Origin of the sequence: Novosphingobium sp. KACC 22771 (genome assembly GCF_028736195.1) — a bacterium.
Lineage (GTDB): Bacteria > Pseudomonadota > Alphaproteobacteria > Sphingomonadales > Sphingomonadaceae > Novosphingobium.
Map to the genome: position 1 here is coordinate 2,209,141 of NZ_CP117881.1, position 23,830 is coordinate 2,232,970.

The 23,830-nt window shown below is 62.9% G+C and carries 20 protein-coding genes and 1 tRNA gene; 17 read left to right on the top strand and 4 right to left on the bottom strand.

Annotated elements, in window-relative coordinates; translation table 11 throughout:
- Nucleotides 1-131: 131 nt before the first annotated feature.
- The 3 genes from PQ467_RS10055 to PQ467_RS10065 form a co-directional block, all read right to left on the bottom strand.
- Complete coding sequence (locus PQ467_RS10055) at nt 132-1,217, bottom strand: hypothetical protein (protein WP_274173291.1); 1,086 nt, start codon at nt 1,215-1,217, stop codon at nt 132-134.
- Nucleotide 1,218: 1 nt separating this feature from the next.
- Nucleotides 1,219-3,234 carry a hypothetical protein gene (locus PQ467_RS10060; RefSeq protein WP_274173292.1) on the bottom strand — a complete coding sequence of 672 codons (2,016 nt, stop codon included), beginning with the start codon at nt 3,232-3,234 and terminating at the stop codon, nt 1,219-1,221.
- Nucleotides 3,235-3,766: 532 nt separating this feature from the next.
- A tRNA-Ser gene (locus PQ467_RS10065) sits at nt 3,767-3,856 on the bottom strand.
- A 90-nt stretch (nt 3,857-3,946) separates the two neighbouring features.
- Here PQ467_RS10065 and PQ467_RS10070 point away from each other — a divergent pair.
- The 12 genes from PQ467_RS10070 (at nt 3,947) to PQ467_RS10125 (ending at nt 14,451) form a co-directional block, all read left to right on the top strand.
- Entirely contained in the window at nt 3,947-5,002 is a 1,056-nt protein-coding gene (locus PQ467_RS10070; RefSeq protein WP_443193006.1) for a lytic murein transglycosylase, read from the top strand.
- Nucleotides 4,986-6,221 (top strand): septal ring lytic transglycosylase RlpA family protein, encoded by a 1,236-nt coding sequence (locus PQ467_RS10075; protein WP_274173293.1) that lies wholly within the window; start codon nt 4,986-4,988, stop codon nt 6,219-6,221. The genes PQ467_RS10070 and PQ467_RS10075 overlap by 17 nt, the downstream gene beginning before the upstream one ends.
- An 84-nt stretch (nt 6,222-6,305) precedes the next feature.
- Nucleotides 6,306-7,556 (top strand): D-alanyl-D-alanine carboxypeptidase family protein, encoded by a 1,251-nt coding sequence (locus tag PQ467_RS10080; protein ID WP_274173294.1) that lies wholly within the window; start codon nt 6,306-6,308, stop codon nt 7,554-7,556.
- 11 nt (nt 7,557-7,567) lie between these two features.
- Nucleotides 7,568-8,194, top strand: a complete 627-nt coding sequence (gene tmk / locus PQ467_RS10085; protein ID WP_274173295.1) for a dTMP kinase — start codon at nt 7,568-7,570, stop codon at nt 8,192-8,194.
- Entirely contained in the window at nt 8,191-9,141 is a 951-nt protein-coding gene (locus tag PQ467_RS10090) for an AAA family ATPase (protein WP_274173296.1), read from the top strand. The genes tmk and PQ467_RS10090 overlap by 4 nt, the downstream gene beginning before the upstream one ends.
- A 114-nt stretch (nt 9,142-9,255) precedes the next feature.
- A complete protein-coding gene (gene metG, locus PQ467_RS10095; protein ID WP_274173297.1) occupies nt 9,256-10,800 on the top strand; it encodes a methionine--tRNA ligase in 1,545 nt (514 codons plus the stop codon).
- Complete coding sequence (locus PQ467_RS10100) at nt 10,800-11,573, top strand: TatD family hydrolase (protein ID WP_274173298.1); 774 nt, start codon at nt 10,800-10,802, stop codon at nt 11,571-11,573. Before metG ends, PQ467_RS10100 begins: the two co-directional genes overlap by 1 nt.
- Nucleotides 11,570-12,349, top strand: coding sequence for an MBL fold metallo-hydrolase (locus PQ467_RS10105; protein WP_274173299.1), 780 nt, complete (start codon nt 11,570-11,572; stop codon nt 12,347-12,349). Before PQ467_RS10100 ends, PQ467_RS10105 begins: the two co-directional genes overlap by 4 nt.
- On the top strand, nt 12,346-12,531 hold the full coding sequence (locus PQ467_RS10110; RefSeq protein WP_274173300.1) for a hypothetical protein: 186 nt from the start codon (nt 12,346-12,348) through the stop codon (nt 12,529-12,531). Before PQ467_RS10105 ends, PQ467_RS10110 begins: the two co-directional genes overlap by 4 nt.
- 177 nt (nt 12,532-12,708) lie before the next feature.
- Nucleotides 12,709-13,260: a hypothetical protein gene (locus PQ467_RS10115; protein ID WP_274173301.1), complete on the top strand. Its 552-nt coding sequence runs from the start codon at nt 12,709-12,711 to the stop codon at nt 13,258-13,260.
- 28 nt (nt 13,261-13,288) lie between these two features.
- Nucleotides 13,289-13,969, top strand: a complete 681-nt coding sequence (locus tag PQ467_RS10120) for a pentapeptide repeat-containing protein (protein ID WP_274173302.1) — start codon at nt 13,289-13,291, stop codon at nt 13,967-13,969.
- The gene (locus PQ467_RS10125) at nt 13,969-14,451 is read left to right on the top strand and encodes a DUF159 family protein (protein WP_274173303.1); all 483 of its coding nucleotides are present in this window, start codon (nt 13,969-13,971) and stop codon (nt 14,449-14,451) included. Before PQ467_RS10120 ends, PQ467_RS10125 begins: the two co-directional genes overlap by 1 nt.
- Here the strand turns inward: PQ467_RS10125 and PQ467_RS10130 are convergent.
- Entirely contained in the window at nt 14,448-15,671 is a 1,224-nt protein-coding gene (locus PQ467_RS10130) for a nitrate/nitrite transporter (RefSeq protein ID WP_274173304.1), read from the bottom strand. The genes PQ467_RS10125 and PQ467_RS10130 overlap by 4 nt on opposite strands.
- Before the next feature lie 95 nt (nt 15,672-15,766).
- On the opposite strand from PQ467_RS10130, the gene PQ467_RS10135 reads away from it, so the two are divergent.
- The 5 genes from PQ467_RS10135 to nirB all read left to right on the top strand — a co-directional run bounded on the left by PQ467_RS10135 (nt 15,767) and on the right by nirB (nt 23,824).
- On the top strand, nt 15,767-17,455 hold the full coding sequence (locus PQ467_RS10135; RefSeq protein WP_274173305.1) for a bifunctional protein-serine/threonine kinase/phosphatase: 1,689 nt from the start codon (nt 15,767-15,769) through the stop codon (nt 17,453-17,455).
- 207 nt (nt 17,456-17,662) lie between these two features.
- Entirely contained in the window at nt 17,663-18,241 is a 579-nt protein-coding gene (locus PQ467_RS10140; RefSeq protein ID WP_274173306.1) for an ANTAR domain-containing response regulator, read from the top strand.
- Nucleotides 18,242-18,254: 13 nt separating this feature from the next.
- Nucleotides 18,255-19,472, top strand: coding sequence for an ABC transporter substrate-binding protein (locus PQ467_RS10145; RefSeq protein WP_274173307.1), 1,218 nt, complete (start codon nt 18,255-18,257; stop codon nt 19,470-19,472).
- A gap of 326 nt (nt 19,473-19,798) precedes the next feature.
- Nucleotides 19,799-21,079, top strand: coding sequence for an alginate export family protein (locus PQ467_RS10150; RefSeq protein WP_274173308.1), 1,281 nt, complete (start codon nt 19,799-19,801; stop codon nt 21,077-21,079).
- 237 nt (nt 21,080-21,316) lie between these two features.
- Nucleotides 21,317-23,824 carry a nitrite reductase large subunit NirB gene (gene nirB / locus PQ467_RS10155; protein WP_274173309.1) on the top strand — a complete coding sequence of 836 codons (2,508 nt, stop codon included), beginning with the start codon at nt 21,317-21,319 and terminating at the stop codon, nt 23,822-23,824.
- The last annotated feature ends 6 nt before the right edge of the window (nt 23,825-23,830 follow it).

The window sequence follows — 23,830 nt, forward strand, 5'->3', positions numbered from 1 at the left end:
ATGGCGGGCAATGGGGAACCGATACGCCCAATGGGCCGGACAGCGCGTTTGCGTCGCGGCCCAAGTCGACCGCTTTGCTGCTATCACCGCCCGGCAAGACGCGGCCGAACGCTCGAAATCACACCTCCGGTTTATCCGCGCACGCCGATGGCCGCGCCCCCTTTGTGCAAGCGCATCTCGTTATTGTTGTCGAGGCAGGGGCGCCGTCCATCCGGCCCGCTCTCATTCATACGGGCACGTTCACGTTGCTCGGAGGCGGGCTTGCCCTCTTCGGCGCGAATGGCCGCGGATGACATGGGGCGAAGTGCGGGGTCGCATGTGATCATCATGCGGATCTTGCCCTTGATCGTGTCGATCCAGCTTTCCTCTTGCTCCCCGCCATCCCCGCCGCCGTCGGCTTCAGCATTCCAGGGCGCGCCGCAAACGGAAACCGGCAATTTGACCTTTGCAGCATAGGCAGACGCCTCGTCCCTGGCCCGCGCCACCGCGCTGCGCTGGTCCGGCTGGGAATGGGCAAGGAAAAAGCGGACCGCGCCGGGCTTCTTCACGCAAAGGGCCACGCCCCAGCCCGCTTCGCGGGTGACCAGCAATTCTTCCCACCCGGTCGCGCGCCTTGAATGCGCCTTGGCCAAGGCGACATTGGCCAGATCGGGCTGATTTTTCTCGACGACAATCTGGCCGGTTTCGGTGTTCCCCAAAACGACCAGCCACGGCTCGCCGCTGTCCATGGCCATGACGGGCGCCTTCGGGCTGCGCTCCAACGGCGGTTCGGGCGCACGCATCGCCACTTTGGGCGCGGCGACGGGTTTGGCGCCAGCCCCCGCGCGATCCCATTGCACATCGACAAAGCGCTTGATCTGCAGGCATTCGGGGCACCATCCGGTCTGCATGCCGGTCTTGCCCTTTTCCGCCTCGGCCACGGACCAGCTCATGGTGCAATAGCCCTGCACATTGGCCGAAATCGTGCCTTTGCGTTTGAGCCATTGGGCGAATTGGCGGCCATAGGTCGAGCGTTCCGACAAGGGCCCCACATTCATCGTCTGCGTCACATAAACCGCGCCCGTTTCGGGATCCGGGGCATAGCAATAAAACACCTTTGGCTCGCTTTGTGCCTGCGCCGGGCGCGGAGCCAATCCCAACAGAAGAAACAACAGCGCAAGGACGGGTATCAGCCAAAGGCCAAAGACTCGCCCGAGCCAAATCCGATCGCCCGTCATATCACTTCCAGTTCTTGGCAAAATTCTGGGCGTTGAGCGCGGCGCCTTCATGCGCGGCATAGGTGCGGTTGGCGTCCGCCTCGGAATATCCCTGCGAAATCGCCCGCTTGTACATGGTGTAATATTCAAACGCCTGACCGCACATAGTGAAAAGCTGGGTATCGCCACCGCCTTCGAATGCGCGTTGGCGATAATTGCTCTCGGTAAAACCGGGGCATGTGCCGGTGGCCAGATTGGGCTTGGTGGCGTAGGAACCGGCGCGGCCCGATCCGCCAAGAGATGCCCCGCCCAGACCGGTGGCGCCCAGGCCAGTTCCGCCCATGGCGCCGCCAGAGCCGGACAGCAGACTGTCACCCATCGTGTTGAGCGCGCCGGCGCTCTGGCTGTTGCCGGCGCCGACCGCGGCCCCCTTCATCACCGCGCCCAGCGTTTGATTGGCGTCCAGCCCGCCCGACGAGGCAATGGCCCCGCCCACCGCCGCCCCGATGGCCATGCCCAGCAAACCGCCGCCGCCGGACTTTTTCTGCGCCTGTTGCTGGGCCAACTGCTGCTGGTATTGCTGGGTCCGCTGACGATACATCGCCAGATCCTTTTCGCCCAACAGCCGATAGGACCAGCCATTCTTGCCCGGCCCTTCGCTATAGGAAACCTCGCTTCCCGAACGCAGGGCGTAAGTGGCCGTGATATTCGAGCGCTCGATCAAAGTATTGTCGGGGCCGGTTTCAAAGCTGGTGCGCTGAACCGCCTTGCCGTCGCTGCTGGTATAGCTGCCGTTGATTTTGCCGGTCATCCCGTCGTGGCTGATCCGCAGCAAAGGCGCGGGTGTCGTGCCATAAGCATTGGCGTCCCAGAACTTGCCCGTCATCGCGCGCCCCTCGGTTTCCCACCCGAACGTCACCACACGCTCATTGCCGGACGATGTGGTAAAGGCAAAACTGTGCCCCGCCATCAGCCGCAACACCCCCCAATCGGCCAGCCTCTTTGCCTTGGCGGAGGCCAGCGCGCTGCTGCCATTGGCGATCAGGGCTTCGGCAAGGGCCGGTGAGGTCGGGCCGAGGATTTGCGTTGAGGTCAACTGAAAGCCGCCCTGATCCTTGGGTGCCTTTTCACTCAGGTAATTGACCATCGCATATTCATAGCGAGTGATCAGACCCTGCGAGCCGAACGCGTAACCGACGGCGGACTTTTCGGGAAAGATCAGATAGAGCGCGCCCTCATTGCCCGCCTGCACCAAACCGGATTGATCATTCTGGGTCCAACGCAAATCTCCCTCGGCGGTCACCTCGAAACGGGTTTCTGTCGTCCCGCCGCCTTCGTCGCGATAGCGCAGAACCCCGCTCTTGCCCGGCACATCGGCGCGGTAATCCTGAACCGCCCGGATGATCAGGCCATCATTGCTGGATTCGCGGATATAATGGCGGTCGCGCATGCGCTCGAACATCGCCAGCATTTCGGCGCCGCGCCCCATGACGCGGCCTCTTGTCCTGATCGTATAGGTGGCGCCCGCATCCCCGCTGCTGCGCATGACCCGCAATTTGATCTCGGCCTTGCCGCGAGCCTCCATGCGATAGCGGGCCGTGCCGTGATCGATCGATTGCGGGCCGGGGCAACGCATCTCGCTGCTGCCCCAGACCGCGGCCAGAATATTGTCCGGTGTGTAGCAGACCTGCAAGGAAGCCACGCCATTGGGGGCGGCCACTTCCACATCGACGAAATCCCCCGCATTCAACTTGAGCGAGAGCGAGGCATTCTTGCCATAAGGCGTCGCGACAAGGCGGGCCATCGGATCGTTTTGCGGCGCAAACAGCAACGCCGATGCGGGCCCGATGACGGCCGGCAATGTGCTGTTCGATGCCGTGCCGCCCGATTTCGCCCTGCCATTGGCCGGGAGAGAAGAACCCTTCTTTTTCTTTTTGGTTTCAGCAGCATTGGCCGGATGCGTGAAGATTGGAACCGTGTTTACCGCGCCAAACGCCAACAATCCGGCGCCCAGGCCATACAGTCTAAAAAAACGCATTCATGCCACCCTGTCAGAATCAATGTCAGCTAGATTATGATTGTCGCCCCGATTTACGCATTTACCGAAGAAATCGCCCAAGACCAGTAACAAACTCTTGCTGCCTAGCCCCGGAACAAGAAGACTTTCTCAATAAAGCACACGTATTTTGGGCAGGGTCTCGGCTGTTTTCTGTCCGGCAAACAAGTCATCCCGAAGCGCCGGATAATCAACGGAAAACTGCGTCAATTGCGCCCCTCGGCATCGCCGGGGTTTGCCTGATAGCGAGCCTGGAAATGGTCACATCGCGGCCCGGCCAAGGCGGGGCATTCACGCTGAGACAGATCGAGGGCGGTGAGTGCATCGGCTGGCTTGTCAGCAGCGCGCGGGGCAGCAATGCGGTCTTCAACCTCGGCCAAACCGGAGGCCCGATTGGCTGCGATAAAGTTCTACCCTACGCAGTGCCATTTGGACCGCTCATTGGGACCTGAGCGATTCTGAAAGCCTTGGAATACCGCTATTTCCAGGCCAATCAAGGCGTTAGAAGTGGCCTTGGCGGACAGGGTGGGATTCGAACCCACGGTGAGCTTCCACCCACGGCGGTTTTCAAGACCGCTGCCTTAAACCACTCGGCCACCTGTCCTTGTGTTGCGGCGCATAGCCCTGATTCCCGGCCAAGCGCAAGGGCTGGCGGGTTTTTTTGCGTCGATGGCTGTGCCATAAGCGCGCCATGATGATCCGCCCCACGCGCCGCCGCCGCTTGATTGCCCTGTTTTCTCTTGCCTTGGGCATGGCGGCCGCGACCATGCCGCCCTCGCAATTATGGGCGCAGGAAGACGCAAGCCCGGCCGGATTCGACGCCTATCTGCAATTGCTGGCCGCGCGGGCGCGGGGCGAGGGCGTCAGCGAGGCAACCATTCAGGCGATGACGACAGGGCTGACCTATAACCCCCGCGTCATCCAGCTTGACCGCAGCCAGCCCGGCGCCAGCACGACCACCACGCCGCCCGCCTATGCGCCCTATCGGATAAAGCATGTGGATGCCTCGCGCATTGCGCGGGGAAGGGCGGTCTATAACAATGTGGCGGGCGATGCCGCGCGGATCGAGGCGCGTTATGGCGTGCCTTTGCCCATCCTGCTTTCGATCTGGGGCGCGGAAACCGATTATGGCGCGGCCAAGGGCGGCTTCGACCTGGCCGGCTCGCTGGCCACGCTGGCCTATGAGGGGCGGCGGCGCGAATTGTTTGCGACCGAATTTATCGCTCTGCTCAAAATGGTGGATCGCGGCGTCCCGCGCGACCGCCTGCGGGGCAGTTGGGCAGGGGCCTTTGGCAATCCGCAATTCCTGCCCTCGGTCTATCTGCGCATTGCGCAGGATGGCGATGGCGACGGCTTTGCTGACATCTGGAACAGCCGGGTCGATACGCTTTCTTCGATCGGCGCCTATTTCCGCGATGCTGGGTGGAAACCGGGGGTGCCGTGGGGCGTGGCGGCGACGGTGCTGGATGGATTTAACCGGGCCGGTGTCGCCTCGCGACTCGATTCGCCAGTTTGTCCGCGCGTCCATGCGCGCATGAGCCAATGGAAAACCGTGGCCGAATGGCGCGCATTAGGGGTGAATGCGCAGGGAAATATCAGGGATTCCGAACTCACTACGCTGATCGAGCCGGATGGCGCAGGAAAACCTGCTTTCCTCTTAACCGGTAATTATCGGGTTATCCTCGATTATAACTGCTCGAACTATTATGCTTTGAGTGTGGGATTGCTGGCCAATGAGATTGCCCGTTGAACATCGAGTAGCGCGCCTGATGCTGGGACTGGCCGTTTCGGGGGCCGTGCTGGCGGGGGCGATGCCCGCCCATGCGGGGCTCAAGATCCCCTTCGTCTCCGGCGGCGGCAAATTGCCCCCCGCGCCCGCCATGCCCGACACGCCGCGCGCGACTTCAGGCCCGGCGGCGGATTATCCGGTTGTGCTGGGCGAGCCTTACAAGGTGGGCGATACGGTGTTTTCGCCCGCCAATGCGATGAATTATGATGCGGTCGGCTATGCCTCGGTCGGCGGCCCGTCGTCCGGCGTTTCGGCTGCGCATCATACCTTGCCGCTGCCTTCCTATGTCGAGGTGACTTCGCTGACCAATGGCCGCACGATCCTGGTGCGCGTTGAACGTCGTGGTCCGATGGACAGCACGCATGCCATCGAACTTTCGCCCGCCGCTCTGGCGCAACTGGGGGCCAGCGCGGATGGTCAGGCCCCGGTGCGTGTGCGCCGGGTCAACCCGCTGGAGAATGAGCGCGCCTTGCTGCGGGCCGGGATGAACGCGCCCGAACGGATGCCCACGCCCAAGCCCTTGCTGGCGGTGCTGCAACGCCGATTGGCCACGGATCCCAACGCCAATCACGCTGGCGCTTCGCTGGCGACCAGCGTTCTGGTGGGCGCGGCGCGCGACGACGATGATGACGCGCCCGCGGCCAAGGCGGCGTCCCGGCTGGCTACGGTCGCGCCTGTGGCAAAGCCTGTGAAGGCCGCCATCGCGCCCATGCCCGTGGCCCCCACGCCGCGCCAGCCTGTCGCGCCGCCTGTGACTGGCGCCTCCTATGCCACGCCGCGCTTCACCGCGCTGGCCCCGGTCAGGACGCCGACCGAATTGGCCTATGCCGCGCCAAGCCAACCCGCCCCCGTTTCTGCGCCGGCCAAGCTTGTTGCCAAGCCCGTCGCCATGGCCAAACCGGCCGCCAAGCCCAAGCCCGTCGCCCCCATTGCTCTGGAGGCGCGGGTCAGCGCCGCACCGGCCCCGGCGGCGGGCGCCTTTGTGGTGCAATATGGCGCCTTCTCGGAAAAAGCCCGCGCCCAGTCGCTGGCCCGCGCCGCAGGAGCGCAGATCGTGGGCGGGGGGTCGCTCTGGCGTGTGCGCTCGGCCGCCTATCCTTCACGCCCGGCCGCCGAAGCCGCGCTGGCTAAAGCCAAGGCTGCTGGTTATACCGAAGCGCGAATCCAGCGCGGGGATTAAAGGTCGTTCCCCGCGTCTGGCGGCCCCCATTCAAAACGGAGGGGGACCGGACAGGTTGCGGGAACGGGTTTGAAAATTTCTCGAATGAAAAAGCTGGTTATTGCTGGCGTTACGGTTTCGGTGGCGGGACTGGCGGCGCTGGCCGCGCATGGCGGGGTCAATTCGGGTCAGGTGGTCGTGCCGCTGGCTCCGCCCTTGCCCGCGCCCACATCGAATGCGGCCAATGTGGCGCTGGCCGCGCGGGCCGATGATCCGCTGCCGCCGCCCGAGGTGAGCAGCGCCCCGGTGGCCTTGCTCTATGATCTGGGCTCCGGGCGCACGCTTTATGCCCATAATGCCGACACGCCCTTTCTGCCCGCCTCGGTCACGAAAACCATGACCGCCTTTGTCGCCTTCGAAATGCTGGCCAAAGGCGAATTGCGCGAGGATCAGACTTTTACCGTCAGCCGCGAGGCTTGGCGCGAATGGCATTCCAAGGGCAGCCGCATGTTTCTGTCCGAGGGCAGCAAGCCGACGGTCCATGACCTGCTGATGGGCATCATGAATGTTTCGGCCAATGATGGCGCGGTGGTTCTGGCCGAAGGGGCCGGGGGCAGCGTGGCGGGCTGGGTCGAAAAGATGAATGATGCCGCGCGCCGCCTTGGCATGACGCACAGCCATTTTGGCACGCCCAACGGCTGGATGGACAAGGGCAATACCTATGTCTCGGCCAATGACCTGATCAAATTGTCCAGTGCGATGCTGACGCGCTATCCCGATTATTACCGTCGCTTTGTGGGTCAGCCCGGCATGACATGGAATGGCATCACCCAGCCAAACCATGACCCGACGCTGGGCGTGGTGCCCGGCGCGGACGGGATCAAGACCGGCTTTACCGGCGAGGCACATTATAATTTCCTCGGCTCGGCCCAGCGCCATGGGCGGCGCCTGCTGATGGTGCTGGCCGGTGTGCCCACCCCGCGCGAACGGACGGCGGCGGCCAAGGCTCTGCTGGAATGGGGCTTTTCCGCGTGGGAGGACCAGCCGTTGGTGGCCGCCGGGACCAAGCTCGCCTCCGCGCAGGTGCAGGGCGGCAAGGTCGGGTCGGTTGATCTGATCGCCCCGCGCGATATGTTTGCCACCATGCCTGCCGGGGCCTCGGCGCCGGCCAATTTGCGGGTGATTTATAACGGACCGCTGGTGGCCCCCATTGCCAAGGGGACGCCGGTGGCCGAATTGGAAGTGCGGCTTGGGGGAGCCGCGCCCGTGCGTTTGCCATTGACGGCGGCGCAGGAGGTCGAAAAAGGCGGGGTCATGGATCGGGTTAAGTTTGGTTTTGCAAGGTTGATTTCCTGATGGGGGACCAAGTGCGTGCCGGGCGCTTCATCGCGCTTGAAGGCGGCGAGGGCGTGGGCAAATCGACCCAGAGCAAATTGCTGGCCGAAGCCTTGCGGGCGGGCGGCTATGAAGTGGTGCTGACGCGCGAACCGGGCGGGACGGCGGGGGCAGAGGCGATCCGCGCGCTGCTGCTGGGCACCGATGGTGAAGGCTGGGGCGCGCGGGCCGAGGCGCTGCTGTTTGCTGCGGCGCGGGCCGATCATGTCGAGCGATTGATCCGACCGGCGCTGGCGCGCGGGGCATGGGTGATCTGTGATCGCTTCATCGATTCCAGCCGCGCCTATCAGGGCGGCGGCAGCGGATTGTCGGATGAGGATGTGCTCACGCTCCACCGGATCGGCAGCGAGGGGCTGTTGCCGGACCTGACCCTGCTTTTTGAAGTGCCGGTTGACGTGTCATCGGCAAGGCTGGCGGCGCGTGATGCCGATGGTTCGGACCGCATCGGCGGGCGCGCGGCGGAATATCACGCCCGCGTGGGCGCGGCTTTTGAACGCTTTGCCGAGGCCGAGCCGGAGCGGTTTGTCCATATTGACGGTGCCGAAGATATCTATGTCGTGCATGACGCCGTGATGTCGGCAATCGGCCCGCTGTTGTGACGCGCCTGCTGGGCCATGATGCTCCGTGGCGCGAATGGCATGCGGCGCTGGGCGGTGCGCGGATGCATCACGCCTGGATTCTGGCCGGACCGCAGGGCGTGGGCAAGGGCAGCTTTGCCCGGATCGCGGCGGCCGAACTGGTGGCCCAGCCCGGCGTGGCCCAGCCTCCGGTCGAGATGCACCCCGACATTCTGATCCCCGAATATCCGCCCGCCACGAAAGAGGACGAGAAGAAGCGCGAGGCGGGCGAGGAGTATAACCGCAAGCGCTCGATCCCCATCGACGAAATCCGCCGGATGCAGCATCGCTTGAACACGCGCCCCACGCTGGGCGAGCGGCGGGTGGTCATTCTGGACACGGCGGACGATCTGGAAAAGAATGCGGTCAATGCGCTGCTGAAATCCCTGGAGGAGCCACCTGCGGGCACCTATTTCCTGCTGGTGGCGCATCGCATCGGGCGTCTGCTGCCCACGATCCGCTCGCGTTGCCGCATCCTGCGCTTTGCGCCGCTCGAGGATGGACAGGTCGATCTGGTGCTGAGCCGCGCCGCGCCCCATACCGATGCGGCAACGCGCGCGGCCGCGATTGCGGCGGCGCAGGGGTCGCCCGGCGTGGCGTTGGAGTTTGTCGAGGAGGATCTGGCCCCGGTCCATGCGCTGATGCAAAGGCTGGCGGCAGAGGGCGATCCCGATCTGGCGCTGCGGGGCGCACTGGCCACGGTGATGGGGCCAAGACCCAGCCGGGCGCGGGTGCAGGCGGCGTTTGAGCTGGCGAGGGCAGTGCTGGCCGCGGGGCTGCGTACGGCGAACGCAGAGCGACAGGCGCGGATGATCGAGGCCCATGCTGCCTTGGTCCGTTTGGGCGCCGAGGCGCCGATCTTCAACTATGAGCCGCCCATGCTGGCGATGGAGATGGGAGCCTTGTTGGCCTCGGCATCTGGGCGATAATCGGACGCCGTAATTCGGACACAGGCAAAAAAGCGGTTTGCAGCGGGCGGATGCTTGCCTAGAGAGACGGCAATCTCTTTCATTTGCCCATTCTATTGTAGGTGCCGCAGGCTCATGGCCGAACCATTCTATATCACCACCGCCATCGCCTATCCCAATGGCAAGCCGCATATCGGCCATGCCTATGAAGCGATTGCCGCCGATGTCATTGCCCGTTTCCAGCGCGCCTCGGGCCGCGATGTCCGGTTTCAGACCGGCACGGACGAGCATGGGCTGAAAATGGCGCAGAAGGCGCGTGAACTGGGTATTACGCCGCGCGCGCTCTGCGATGAAATGTCGGCCCATTTCCGTGCGATGTGCGATGCTTTGAACATCAGCTATGACAAGTTTCAGCGCACCACCGACGAGGCCCATTACCGCGCCAGCCAGGCGATCTGGCAGGCAATGGAGGCCAAGGGCGACCTTTACCTCGACCGCTATGAGGGCTGGTATTCGGTGCGCGACGAGGCTTTCTATGACGAAAGCGAATTGGTCGCGGGCGAGGATGGAGTAAAGCTCTCGCCGCAGGGCACGCCGGTGGAATGGACGGTGGAGGAAAGCTGGTTCTTCCGCCTCTCGGCCTATGGCGACAAGTTGCTGGCGCTTTATGCCGAGCACCCCGAATTCATTCAGCCCGAAAGCCGCCGCAACGAAGTGATCCGCTTTGTCGAAGGCGGCCTGCGCGATCTCTCGATCAGCCGGACTTCGTTTGATTGGGGCGTGCCGGTGCCCGGTTCGCCGGGGCATGTGATGTATGTGTGGGTCGATGCGCTCACCAACTATCTGACCGGGCTGGGTTATCCGGACAAGACGCCGGAGATGGACAAGTGGTGGCCTGCCGATATCCACCTGATCGGCAAGGATATTGTGCGGTTTCATACCGTCTATTGGCCCGCCTTCCTGATGAGCGCGGATCTGGCGCTGCCGAAGCAGGTCTATGGCCATGGCTTCCTGCTGCATCGCGGCGAGAAGATGTCGAAATCGCTGGGCAATGTGGTCGATCCGCTGGAATTGGCCGAGCGGTTCGGGGTGGACAGCTTGCGCTATTTCCTGTTGCGTGAGGTCAGCTTTGGCAATGACGGTTCCTATAGCGCCGAGGCGATTGTCACGCGGTGCAATGCGGAACTGGCCAACAGCTTCGGCAATCTGGCGCAGCGCAGCTTGTCCATGGTATTCAAGAACATGGGTGGGGTATTGAAGGCCGATTGTGCGGTGGCTGAGGCTGATGTGGCGCTGCGTGATGCGGTCGCCGCGGGCATTGCCGAAATGCGCGCTGCCTTTGCCGATTATGATTTCAGCGCCGGTCTTGATGGCTGGATGCGCGCCGTTTTCGCCTGCAACGCCTATGTTGATGAACAGGCACCATGGACCCTGCGCAAGACCGATCCGGCGCGGATGGAGGCGGTGTTGATGACGCTGCTGCGCTGCGTGCGCGATCTGGCGCTGGCGGTGCGTCCGGTGGTGCCCAATGCCATCGACAAGTTGCTGGACCAGATGGGCGTGGAAGCACGCGACTATGATGCGCTCGACACGGATTGGCTGGCCGCGCTGGCGGGGCAATTCACCCTGTCGCAGCCGGTCGGCGTGTTTCCCCGTCTTGAAATGCCCACGGAGGACTGATGCTGATCGATTCGCATTGTCACCTCAATTACAAGGGGTTGGTCGAGGATCAGGACGAGGTTCTGGCCCGCGCCCGTGCGGCCGGTATCGGCGGCTTTCTCAACATCTCGACCCGGCAAAGCGAATGGGGCGCGGTGATCGCCACGGCCGAGCGCAATAGCGATGTCTGGGCCACGGTGGGCATCCATCCGCATGAGGCGGACGAGCATGCCGATCTGGGCGAGGGCGCCTTGCTGGAGGCCACGCGCCATCCCAAGGTGATCGGGATCGGGGAAACCGGGCTCGATTATTATTACGACCATTCCGATCGCGCGGTGCAGCAGGCCCTGTTCCGCACCCATATTCGCGTGTCGCGCGAAACGGGCCTGCCGCTGATCATCCATACCCGCGATGCCGAGGAGGACACCACGCGCATCATAGAGGAGGAGATGGGCGAGGGGGCCTTTCCGGCGCTGATCCATTGCTTCACCGCCTCAGCCGAATTTGGCGCGCGAATGGTGGAACTGGGGCTGACGATCTCGCTTTCGGGTATTGTGACCTTCAAAAACGCGAAAGAGTTGCAGGCTTTTGCCGCTGAAGTTCCGGCGGATCGCTTGCTGGTGGAAACGGACTCGCCTTTTCTTGCGCCAGTGCCGCATCGGGGCAAGACTTGCGAGCCTGCCTATACCGCCGACACGGCGCGTTTTGTGGCGGGCCTGCGCGGCGTTGCGGTTGAGGAATTGGCCGCGCAGACCACGACGAATTTCCGCAAGCTGTTTGGAAAAGCGGCATGAAGGCTATCATTCTGGGCAGCGGCACCTCGACCGGCGTGCCACGCATCGGCGGCGAATTCGGACTGGATTGGGGCGATTGCGACCCCGAAGAACCGCGTAACCGGCGCACGCGCGCCTCGATCATCATCGAAAACGATGCCGGAACGAGGTTGCTGGTGGATACGTCCACCGATCTGCGTCAGCAATTTATCGCCAACAATATCCATAAGATAGACGCTGTTTTTTGGACTCATGATCATGCCGACCACGCCCATGGCATCGATGATCTGCGCCCGCTGCGCTATGGGCGGTCGGGGCCTATCCCGGGCTATGGCGTGGATGAAACGGTGCGGCGGCTGCGGCAGCGCTTTGGCTATGTTTTTGCAGGGCAATTCGGCTATCACACGATTGTTCAGCTTGAAACCTTGAGCCAGTTGCGGATGTGCGCCGGGATCGGGATCGGCTGGACGGTGATGCCGCACGGTCCGGCCAAGAGCACTGGATTTCGTTTCGATTGTGATGGAAAGACAATAAGTTACGCCACAGACTTCAGCGAGATTACCGATGAGATGGTTTCGCTGTTCTACGGCTCCGACGTGCTGATCACCGACTGTCTGCGGCGAGAAGCGCATCCGACCCATGCCAACCTTGCGATGTCGCTTGAACTGGCCAATCTGACCAAGGCGAAGAAGGTCGCGCTGATCCATCTGGACAAGAGCATGGATTACGCGACGCTGAGCCAGGAAATACCGGCCCATGTGGATGTCGGCTTTGACGGCATGGTCATCACGGCATGAAATCCGGCGCGGTCAGCATGGATCAGATTGTAGCGCTGATCGCGGTGGCATTAATGCTCATGCTGGTTTGGCGCAATCTGTCGAGCTATCGTTTGGGGGCGCGGCGTAAATTGGGCATGGCGCTGTTGTGGGTGGTGGTTTTTGGCCTGGTGGCTTTGCTGGCCGCTCAGTTTGGCCTTTGATTGACGCATGTATCAGCGCAACGGCGTCGGATCACTTTTTACATAATCGGCATTATCGGTAAATCGCAACGGTGCAAAAATTGGCACTTTTCGCCCCCTATAATCCCCTTCAATCCAAAACTCCGCCATTCCCCGTTTGTGCTTTCCCGAAGCCGCAATAGGCACTAAGGCGCGGCCATGACGACCAACCAGGACATTCTGCAACTGGGCAAGCGCGTGGCCGCGACGCATGGCTGGCCTGCCGCCAAGGCCTTCAAGGCGTATCAAATGAGCGATGCCGACCGCGCCGTGATTTCGCGCTGTGCGGTGGATCTGTTGGCGGTGTTTCCGCCGCAGCCGGACGCCCCTGCTGATCTTGGCACGATGATGAGCGCGGCACTGGCCGTCAGCATCGAGCGCGCGATTGATGCGCCGGTTTACGTCATGCGCGGCTATCTTGGCGTCGATGGCCGTCCGGTTCTCGGGCCTGCTTATGGCTGGCTGATGGTTGGCCCCTATGTGGTCGATATCGCCCTGTTTCGCCTTGCTTATTCGGCTGCGGCCCCGGCACTCCTGTCCAAACATGTCGATTTGGCCTTTGGGCCCAACAAGGCGCTCTATGTCGATCACTGGTCGATGACCCGCCGGGTGGGCCTGCGATATTTGCCCGAACAGGTGCTCAGCGAGGCGGAAGTCACGGCATTGATGGGTGAGGCTTTTCACCGGATCAAACAGGCCCGCGAAACCTGACCGGCGCATGCATCAAACGAGAGAGAGAATGCCCGAAACAATCGATAATCGCACCCTGCGCCGTGATGACATTGCCGCTTTGGCAAAGGCGCATAAGGATGGCGTCCACCTCCTCGATTGCGATCTGGATGAGGCGGAACTGGGTGAACTCGATCTGGCCGGATGGCGGTTTGAGCGCTGCACACTGCGCCGGGCGGATTTGACCAAGGCCCGGCTGGAGCGCACGCAATGGCAGTCCTGCCGCGCGCCCATGGCCGGTTTTTTCAACGCAGATCTGACCGATGCGGTGTTCCGTTCGTGCGATCTCAACAATGCCAATCTGCGCCACGCGCGAATGACCAGCCTGCGCTTTATCGGCGGCAAGCTGACCGGCGCGGACCTTGGCGATGCGCGGATTGTCGATGCTCATTTCGAGGAAACGCTGATGGCCGGGGCCAAGCTGGCCGGGCTGGATTTCCGCAAGCAGCGCTTTACGCGCGTCGATTTTTCGCAGGCCGATCTGCGCAAATGCGATTTCCGCGATGTGAGTTTCGAGGATTGCAGCCTGCGCGATGCCAATCTTGTCGGCGCGCGGTTTGACAAGGCGGACCTGCGCGGGGCCGATCTTGGCGGGTTGCGGCTGACCGATGCGGCGCTGTTTCGCGGGGCCACGATTTCGCGCGCGCAGGCTGCGCAATTGCTCGCCGAACTGGGGTTGAAGCTGGGCTGATGCCTGCCGCTTATCGTCTGGATGCCGATGCCGCCCGGATCGCGGCGGCGCTGGGCGCGGATGCGGCGGGTGATGTCTGGGCGGGCGGGCCAGTGGCGCCGGGCGGTTATGCTCCGGTGGCCATACGCGATAAAGAGCGAGGGCGCATTCTCGTCCCGCGTCTGTGGGGCGTGCCGCCCCCTCCCCGCGGCGAACATATCGTCACCCATGTCCGGAATCTGGACAGCCCGTTCTGGATCGGCACCCTGCGCCATACCCAGTTCCGCTGCCTTGTGCCGATGACGGCGTTTCATGCGCGGGGCGGCTGGATGGAGGATCGCGCCCGCCCGGTTCTGGCCGCTGCAGGCATATGGCGCGATTCCGAAATTCCCAGCTTTGCGATCCTGACGGTGGACGCCATGCCCGTGATCCTGAAGCCTCAGGATTTCGGAACATGGCTCCATGCCGATTTCAAACTGGCCCGAAATTTGGTTGAGAGTTAGATCCGGACCCCGCTGATCGCCGCGCCCCAGGTCGTGCGCCAGCGCTTCTTGACGCCGGTCAGGCCGGCCAGAGCCACCACCGAAAGAGCCGCAAAGATCAGGAAGCCACTGCTCATGCTGCCGGTCCACTGCTTGGCAAGGCCCAGCGACGAGGCAAGGTAGAACCCGCCCACGCCGCCGCCAAAGCCGACAAGGCCGGTCATCACGCCGATCTCATGACGGAAGCGCTGCGGCACCAATTGAAACACCGCGCCATTGCCCACGCCCAGCGTGGCCATGGTCAGGAAGAACAGCGGGAACATCACGGCAAAACTGGCCGGGGATTGCGAGATCACCACCAGCAGCACGGCGGCCAGCGCATAGACCGCCGAAAGCGTCTTGATCCCACCGATCCGATCAGCCAGCGCCCCGCCCATCGGGCGCACCAGCGAACCGGCAAACACGCAGGCCGCCGTGGCATAGCCCGCCTGAACCGGGGTAAAACCCAGTTCACCGGTGTACCAGCTGGGCAGCGAGCCCGACAGGCCGACAAAGCCGCCAAAGGTTACGCCGTAAAACAGGATGAACCACCATGCGTCGCCATCGGCCAGCATCTTGAAATAGCCCTTCACATAGTCGCCGGTCGATTTGGCGGGGGGCTGATGCGGGCTGTCCTTAACGAAGACCAGATAGGCGACGAAGATGATCGCGACGGGAATGGCGGCCAGACCCAGCACATTTTCCCAGCCATAGGCCTTGGCCAGCAGCGGCGCGAAGATCGCGGCCAGCACCGTGCCCGAATTGCCCATACCGGCAATGCCCATTGCCTTGCCCTGATGCTGGGGCGGATACCAGCGACTGGCCAGCGGCAGCGCAACCGCAAAGCTGGCACCGGCAAAGCCGAGGATGATGCCGACCGCAATCAGGCCGTTCATCGAGGAAACGCCAAAATGCCATGCCGCGATCAGGCCTGCGATGACGATGATCTGGCCGATCGTGCCGGTCACTTTCTGACCGATGCGATCCACCAGAAAGCCGTTGACCAGACGCAGCACGGCCCCCGCCAGTGTGGGGACAGCCACGATAAAACCCTTTTGCGCGGGCGAGAGCGCCAGCGCCTTGGAAAAGATCGGCGCCAACGGGCCGAGCAGGTTCCATACCATGAAGGCGACATCGAAATAGAGGAAAGCCATGATCAGCGTAGGCCTGTGGCCCGATTGCCAAAAGGATTTGTCGGTCATCGCAAAGGGTCTCCACGGTGAAAGGATTTAAGGGCTTGACGGGCGCCTTGACCAGCCTGCCCAATCGCGTGTGTACGTGAGAGGGATGGCGGGACATGCGCGATGAAGGCAGGTTGTGGGTAAGCGCGGGCGTGGCCAGCGAATGCGGGCCGCGCGCGGAAAATCAGGATTTTGCCGGTGTTTACCTCGGCACGGAAACCGAGCGGGCCGGGCGCGGAATGGTGGCCGCGCTGGCCGATGGCGTGTCGGGCGGCAAAGGTGGCCGGATCGCGGCGGAACTGGCGGTGGCCAGTCTGCTCGACGGCTATTTCGCGCAGAGCGACACGATTGGCGTGGCCGCTGCGGTCAATCGGGCAATGGCGCCGTATAACCGCTGGCTCTCCGCCATGGGGCGCAGCGAGACGATGGCGCATTGCGCCACAACATTCACCACTTTGGTTCTGCGTGGGCGTCGTGCTCATGTCTGCCATGTGGGTGACAGTCGGGCGTGGCTGCTGCGCGATGGACACTTGAGCCAGATCACCAAAGACCACACCCATTCCCATCCCGACCGGCGTCATATCCTGCTGCGCGCGCTGGGGCTGGAGGAAGAGTTGCGGCTGGACCATCACGAGATCGCTCTGGCCGAACATGACCGCTTGCTGTTGACCAGCGATGGCGTGCATGGCGTTCTGTCGGCACGAAAAATCGAGAAAATTCTTGGCCAAAGGCAATCGGCCGAGGCCGACGCGCAGGCTTTGACCATGGCGGCGCTGGATGCGGGCGGACAGGATAATGCCAGCGCGCTGGTGCTCGATGTGGTCAGCCTGCCCGCGGTGGGGCATGATGCGATTGCGGGCGATCTGGCGCGCCTGCCCATCCTGCCGCCGCCCGAAACGGGCGATAGCGTTGATGGCTTCCGCCTGGAAAGCGTGCTCTCCGATGGCCGCTACACGCGATTGTTTCGTGCCACCGATACGGTCGATGGTGCCGAAGTGGTTATCAAGTTTCCCAAGCCGACTCTGCTGTCCGAAAGCGGCGCGCGCTCGGCCTTTACCCGCGAATTGCTGATCGGCAGCCGGGTGAGCAGTCCCTTTGTCGGCGGCGCGATCCCCGTTTCGCAGGACCGCCAGACCCGCCTCTACGGGGTCCAGCCCTTCTATGACGGACAGACGCTGGAGGAGCGGATGAAAGCACCCATCGCGCTGGACGAGGCGCTGGGCATTGCCGTCGGCCTGACGCGCGCGGTGGCTGCGCTGCATCGACAGGGTATCATCCACCGCGACATCAAACCCGAAAATGTCATCCTGCCGCGCGAAGGCGGGTTGAAACTGGTGGACCTTGGCGTGGCGCGCCTGCCCCGGATCGAGGATTTCACCGGCGACGAGATCCCCGGCACGCCCTCCTATCTGGCCCCCGAAATGTTTTCCGGCGAGGCGGGCAGCGAGGAAAGCGATCAATTCGCGCTGGGCGTGACGCTGTGGCGCCTGTTCGCCCGCGCCTGGCCCTATGGCGAGGCCGAGGCCTTCAGCCGTCCGCGTTTCCGCGAGGCCGTTCCGCCCAGCCGCACGCGGCCCGAATTGCCCGGTTGGCTCGATGCCGTCCTGCTGCGCGCCGTGGCGATTGCCCCGCAGGACCGGTTTGGCGATGTCGTCGAATTGCTGCGCGCCCTGGAAGGCGGAGCGGCGGTCGAGCGCACGCCCTTGCGCAAACCCGCGCTGATCGAGCGGCATCCTGTCGCCTTCTGGAAAGGCGTATCCGCCCTGCTCTTTGCGGCGCTGATTGTGGCGTTGATCTGGCGGTAAAAGTCGATTGGACATGGCGCTGCACCTTGATGAAAGGAGCGGCGCCATTGCCGACTATGGTTGTGAGGATGATTTTGCAAATAGCCGACCGCGCCTTTGCGGCAGCTGCGAAATAAAAATGCCGGATTCGTCCCCTCTATGCAAGAGCAAATTGGAAATCGCGCAAAGCCCCTTGCGTCACAGCCCGTCCGCCGCCATCGAGAAGCCATGCGAATAGCCATCATCGATGAAAGCGCGGTCCGGGCCAGCGTGATGCAGGAAGGTCTTGCCCAGCTTGGCGATTGCGAGATCTTCGTGATCACCGAAAGGCGGGGACTGGTGCGCCGCATTTCGGAAATTGACGCCGATATCGTATTGATGGATTTGGGAAATCCCAGCCGCGACGTGCTGGAGGAATATTTCGCCGTCAGCCGCGTTCTGGCCCGCCCGATCGCCATGTTTGTCGATGATTCCGACGAGGAATCCATCGGCGCCAGCATCGATGCCGGGGTCTCGGCCTATGTGGTCGACGGCTTTGCCCCGCACCGCATCCGCTCGATCCTCGATCTGGCCATCCGGCGCTTCCATGCCTTTTCGCGCCTGCAAACCGAACTCTCTGTTGCGCAAAGCAAATTGGCCGAGCGCGAGGCGGTGGACAAGGCCAAGCGCATCCTGATGCAGACGCGCGGCTTGGGCGAACCGGAGGCATACGCCGAATTGCGTAAGACGGCGATGAACCAGGGCAAGCGCATTGCCGATATCGCAGAGGCGGTGGTCACCGCGCATAAATTGATTGGCCATAATTGATGGGACGCGCAGCATGACGAGCAAATTCTCCATCGGTTTTCTGCCTCTGGTCGATGCGGCGCTGCCGATTCTGGCCCATGTCCATGGCTTTGCGGCGGACGAAGGGCTGGCCCTCGAACTGGTGAAGGATGTCAGTTGGGCCACGGTGCTGGACCGGCTGCTTTATGGCCACACCGATGCGGCGCATATGGTGGCCCCGCTGGCGATTGCCACGACGCTGGGGCGCGGCCGCCCTGCCCAGCCCTTGTCCGCCCCCTTCGTGCTGGGGCTGAACGGCAATGCGATTACGCTGCGCTCCGATCTGGCCGCGCAGGTTGCGCCAGAGGGCGCGCTGGGCGATCCGGCGGCGGTGGGCGCGGCGCTGCGCGCCATTGCGATGGAGCGCAAGGCGGCGGGCCATCCTTTATGCTTTGGCGTGGTCCATCGCTATTCCAGCCATAATTACATGCTCCGCTACTGGCTGGCGGGCTGCGGCATCCGGCCCGACGAAGACGTTGAAATCACCACCGTCCCCCCGCCATTCTGCGCCGACGCGCTGGAGGCGGGGGATGTCGACGGCATTTGCGTGGGCGAGCCGTGGAACAGCGTGGCGGTTGAACGCGGCGCGGGGACGATCGTTCTGGCCACGGCGCAAGTGTGGCGGCGCGGCGTGGAAAAGGTGCTGGCCATGCGCGAATCGGTGATGGAAGCGCGCCGTGCCGAGGTGCAGGCGCTGATCCGCGCGCTGCACCGCGCCGCACGCCAGTTCGTCGATCCCGAGGCGCTGGCCGCCAATGCGGCGATTTTGGCGCGGCCGGAATATCTCGACGCTGATGTCGAATTGATCCAGCGCGCGCTGGCCGACCGGCTCTTGCTGCACAAAGGCGGCGAGCTGATCCATTTCCCCGACTTCATGTTTCAATACCGGGAAGCGGCCAATTTTCCGTGGGTCAGTCAGGCCCAGTGGCTCTATTCGCAAATGCTGCGCTGGGACCGCACGCCTTATGACGCGGGCGATGAGGCCAAGGTGGCGCGCGTTTTCCGCCCCGATGTTTACCGCAGCGCGTTGACGGGGACCGATGCTCCCCTGCCCGGCGCCTCGTCCAAGGTGGAGGGCAGCCTGCGCCAGCCGATGGCCGTGGGGACGCAGCAGGGGCTTATAACGCTGGAAAAGAATGCGTTTTTCGATGGTCGTATTTTCGATCCGGCCGATCTGGCGGGCTATCTGGCGCGCGACGCCTACGCCAAATAGCGTAGGCGCGGGCGTCAGGGGGAATAAGCGCTTGCCGAAATTTCTTCGCTCGCCGTAAAAATGGAGGGCGTTTCGATAGGCCGAAACCAAAGACGGGATTGGCCAACGGAAGCGAAACGCCAGCAAAGTTTCGTGGCAATGGTGCCGCCCGGTCTGTTCCCCAAGGAGGGGGAAGCAGACCGAGGCGGATTTTTGCGTTCTGTGCCCTGCCCCACAAAGCCCGCGCTGGCGTGTGACAAAACCACCAACAGAGCATCAACCCGCCGGGGCGGGAACGGGAGAGCTTTGCCTTTTGAACGGGCAGATTTTCCATGAGGGGACGAGCCATGATCCGTTATCTGCTTACCGCCGCGCCGGTCGCGTTGATCGCCACGAATGCCTATGCCGCTCCCGGTTTCGGTGATCCGGTGCCCTTTGCCGATGGCACGATGACGTTTGACCCGATTGTCGATGCCCGGCTGCGCTGGGAAGACGTCGATGCCACGACCAAGAGCGCGGACGCCGTCACGCTGCGCGTGCGCGCCGGGGCGGAGATCAAGCACAAGGCATCGGGCCTCTCGGCGCTGGTTGAGGGCGCCGGGACAGTGGCGCTGGACGACCATTACAGCGGTTTCCCCTATGCCAACCTCGCCAGCAGCCAATATCACAGCACGCAGGCCGTGATTCCCGATCCGCAGAACGCCGCCTTCAACCGTTTTCAGATCGCCTATCAGAAGCAGGGCATCGGCCTGACGATCGGCCGCCAGCGCATCAATCTGGACGATCAGCGCTTTGTCGGCTCGGTCGCCTGGCGCCAGAATGAACAGACGTTTGACGCTGCGCGCGCCGCGGTCAATGGCGGCCCCATCTCGCTGGATGCTACCTATGCGATCAGCCAGCGCTCGATATTCGGCAATGATGGCGGCGCGCGCACGGCCTATAATGGTCGCTTCATCTTCCTCAACGGCGGGCTGAAAAACCGGATAGGGTCGATCAAGGGCTTTGCCTATATCCTTGATTACGACAAAACCGCCTTCTCGAACGCGGCGGCGCGCAGCACGCTGGATTCCTCACAGACCTATGGCCTTCGCGGCAACACGGCCCCCATCAGGCTGGCCAAGGGCATCAGTTTCGCGCTGACCGGCAGCTATGCCAACCAGCGCAATTATGACCGCAACGTGCGGGCCTATAGCGCCGACTATTACTTTGGCGAAGGCGCGCTTACGGTGATGAACACCACCTTCACCGGCGGCTATGAAGAACTGGGCGCGGATCGCGGCGCGGCGGGCGGCACATGGTCGTTTCAGACGCCAATGGCCACGCTCCACAAATTCAACGGCACGGCGGACCTGTTTCTGACCACGCCCGCCAATGGCCTGGCCGACACTTATGTGGGCGTTTCCGGCAAGTTTCCCAAGGTCAAGGCCCTGCCCGGCCTCAACTATGGCGCGACCTATCACTGGTTCGGCAGCGCGGTGAACGGCCTGAAATATGGCAATGAGTTGGACGCCCAGATCGGCTTCAAGATCAGCAAGATCACATGGCTGGTCAAATATGCCGATTATCAGGCCAAGGGCTTTGGCGCGGACACCAAAAAGTTCTGGCTGCAAGCGGAATATTTATTTTAATTCATTATCTTAATCATGACATTTCGCATTCGCACAAAATCTCTTGCAGATAGACGGCGTTGCGGTAAGATACACCTACACATGCCTTGGTTCCTCGCCCAACGTCGGGCGGATTGACCGGAACCATCGCATACCATCCAACATATGCGTGGCAACGAAGCCGCATCGAACCGTCCCAGCGGATGGCTTCGTTGCGGCTTTTTTTCGTTTGGCGCGCAAAACCCAGGAGTGCCCGAGGTGAATGCCCCCAACCTTGTGAAAATCCCCGAAGGCGATTGGCGCGAAAGGCTTGTTGTGATCGGCAATGGCATGGCCGGTTGCCGCGCAGTGGAGGAAATCCTCGCCCGCGATGCAGGCCGCTTTGCGATCACGATCTTTGGCGCCGAGCCGCGGGTGAACTATAACCGCATCATGCTCTCGCCGGTTCTGGCCGGTGAGAAGCAGTTTGACGACATCGTGATCAACACAACCGAGTGGTATGTCGAAAACGGCATCACGCTGATCTCGGGCGATCCGGTTGTGGCGATTGATCGCACGGCGCAGACGGTCACGAGCGCCAGCGGCCTTGTCGAACCTTATGACCGCTTGTTGATCGCTACCGGTTCGGAACCCTTCATCATTCCGGTGCCGGGCAAGGATCTGTCGGGCGTGGTGTCCTTCCGCGATCTGGACGATGTTGACCGGATGCTGGCGGCGGCGGCCAAGGGCGGCCATGCGGTGGTGATCGGCGGGGGCCTGCTGGGGCTGGAGGCGGCCCATGGCCTGTCGCTGCGCGGCATGGATGTGACCGTGCTGCACCTGATGCCCACGCTGATGGAGCGCCAATTGGACGAGGCCGCCGGTTGGTTGCTCAAATCCGAACTGGAGCGCCGGGGCCAGACGATCCTGACCGGGGCCGATACCGCCGAAATTCTGGGCAAGGATGGCAAGGTCACAGGCGTCAAGCTGAAGGATGGCCGCGAGATCCCCGCCAGCATCGTGGTGATGGCTGTCGGCATCCGCCCCTCGACCGCGCTGGCGCGTCAGGCCGGCCTTGAAGTCGAACGCGGCATCTTGGTCGACGACCATATGGTCACCAGCGATCCGGCGGTCATGGCTGTGGGCGAATGCGTTCAGCATCGCGGGATCTGCTATGGTCTGGTCGCGCCGCTTTGGGAAATGTGCCGCTCGCTGGCCGATGCTGCGGTGGCCGCGCCCACGGGCTATACCGGCTCGGTCACCTCGACCAAGCTGAAGGTTTCGGGGATCGACCTGTTCTCGGCCGGTGATTTTTCGGGCGGGGCCGATTGCGAGGACATCGTCATGCGCGATGCCGCACGCGGCGTGTACAAGCGCGTGATCGTCAAGGACAATAAGCTGGTCGGCGCGGTGCTTTACGGCGATACCGCCGATGGATCGTGGTACTTCGACCTGCTCAAGCGCGAGGAAGACATTTCCGACATCCGCGAAGCCCTGATCTTCGGTCAGGCCTTTGCCCAGGGCGGGGGCGCCCTCGCGGACCCTAATGCCGCCGTTGCCGCCCTTTCGGACGATGCCGAAGTGTGTGGCTGCAACGGCGTGACCAAGGGCAAGGTGGTGGCCACCATCAACGCGGGCGCCTGCTCGCTGGACGCTGTGCGCAGCCAGTGCAAGGCTTCGGCCTCCTGCGGTTCCTGCACGGGGTTGGTGGAAAGCCTGCTCAAGCTGACGCTGGGCGACGATGTGAAGTCGGGGCCGAAGACGGTCTGCAAATGCACGACCTTCAGCCATGACGATGTGCGCCGCCTGATCGTGGAAAAAAACCTGAAGGCCATTCCGCAGGTCATGCAGGAACTGACGTGGAAGACGCCTGATGGTTGCGCTTCCTGCCGCCCTGCCCTCAACTATTACCTGCTCTGCGCATGGCCGGGCGAATATGTGGACGATCAAAAGAGCCGCTTCGTCAACGAACGGATGCACGCCAATATTCAGAAGGACGGCACCTATTCCGTGGTCCCGCGCATGTGGGGCGGGGTAACGACCCCCAACGAATTGCGCGCCATTGCGGACGCTGCCGACAAGTATCAGGCCCGTCTGGTGAAAGTCACCGGCGGCCAGCGCATCGACCTGTTCGGCATCAAGAAGGAAGACCTGCCCGCGATCTGGGGCGATCTGAATGCCGCCGGTATGGTGTCCGGCCATGCCTATGGCAAATCGCTGCGCACGGTGAAGACCTGCGTGGGGTCCGAATGGTGCCGCTTCGGCACGCAGGATTCGACCGGCCTTGGCATCAAGGCCGAGCAGATGACCTGGGGTTCGTGGATGCCCCACAAGTTCAAGATCGCCGTATCAGGCTGCCCCCGCAATTGCGCCGAGGCCACGATCAAGGACTTTGGCGTGATATGCGTGGACTCGGGCTATGAACTGCATGTCGGCGGCAATGGCGGGATTCACCTGCGCGGCACCGACCTGCTCTCCAAGGTAACGACAGAGCAGGAGGCGCTCGACACCTGCGCTGCCTTTATCCAGCTTTACCGCGAACAGGCATGGTATCTGGAACGCACCGCGCCGTGGATCGAACGCGTGGGCCTCGATTACGTCAAGGCGCAATTGTTCGACGATCCGGAAGCTGTCGCCCGTCTGGCCGCGCGTTTCCACTACTCGCAACAGTTCATGCAGGACGACCCATGGGCCCGCCGCGCCGCCGGCGAGGACAGCGAACTCCACCAGCATCTGGCCGAGTTCCGCCCCTTCCCCACCATGCAGATGAAGGAGGCCGCAGAATGACCACAG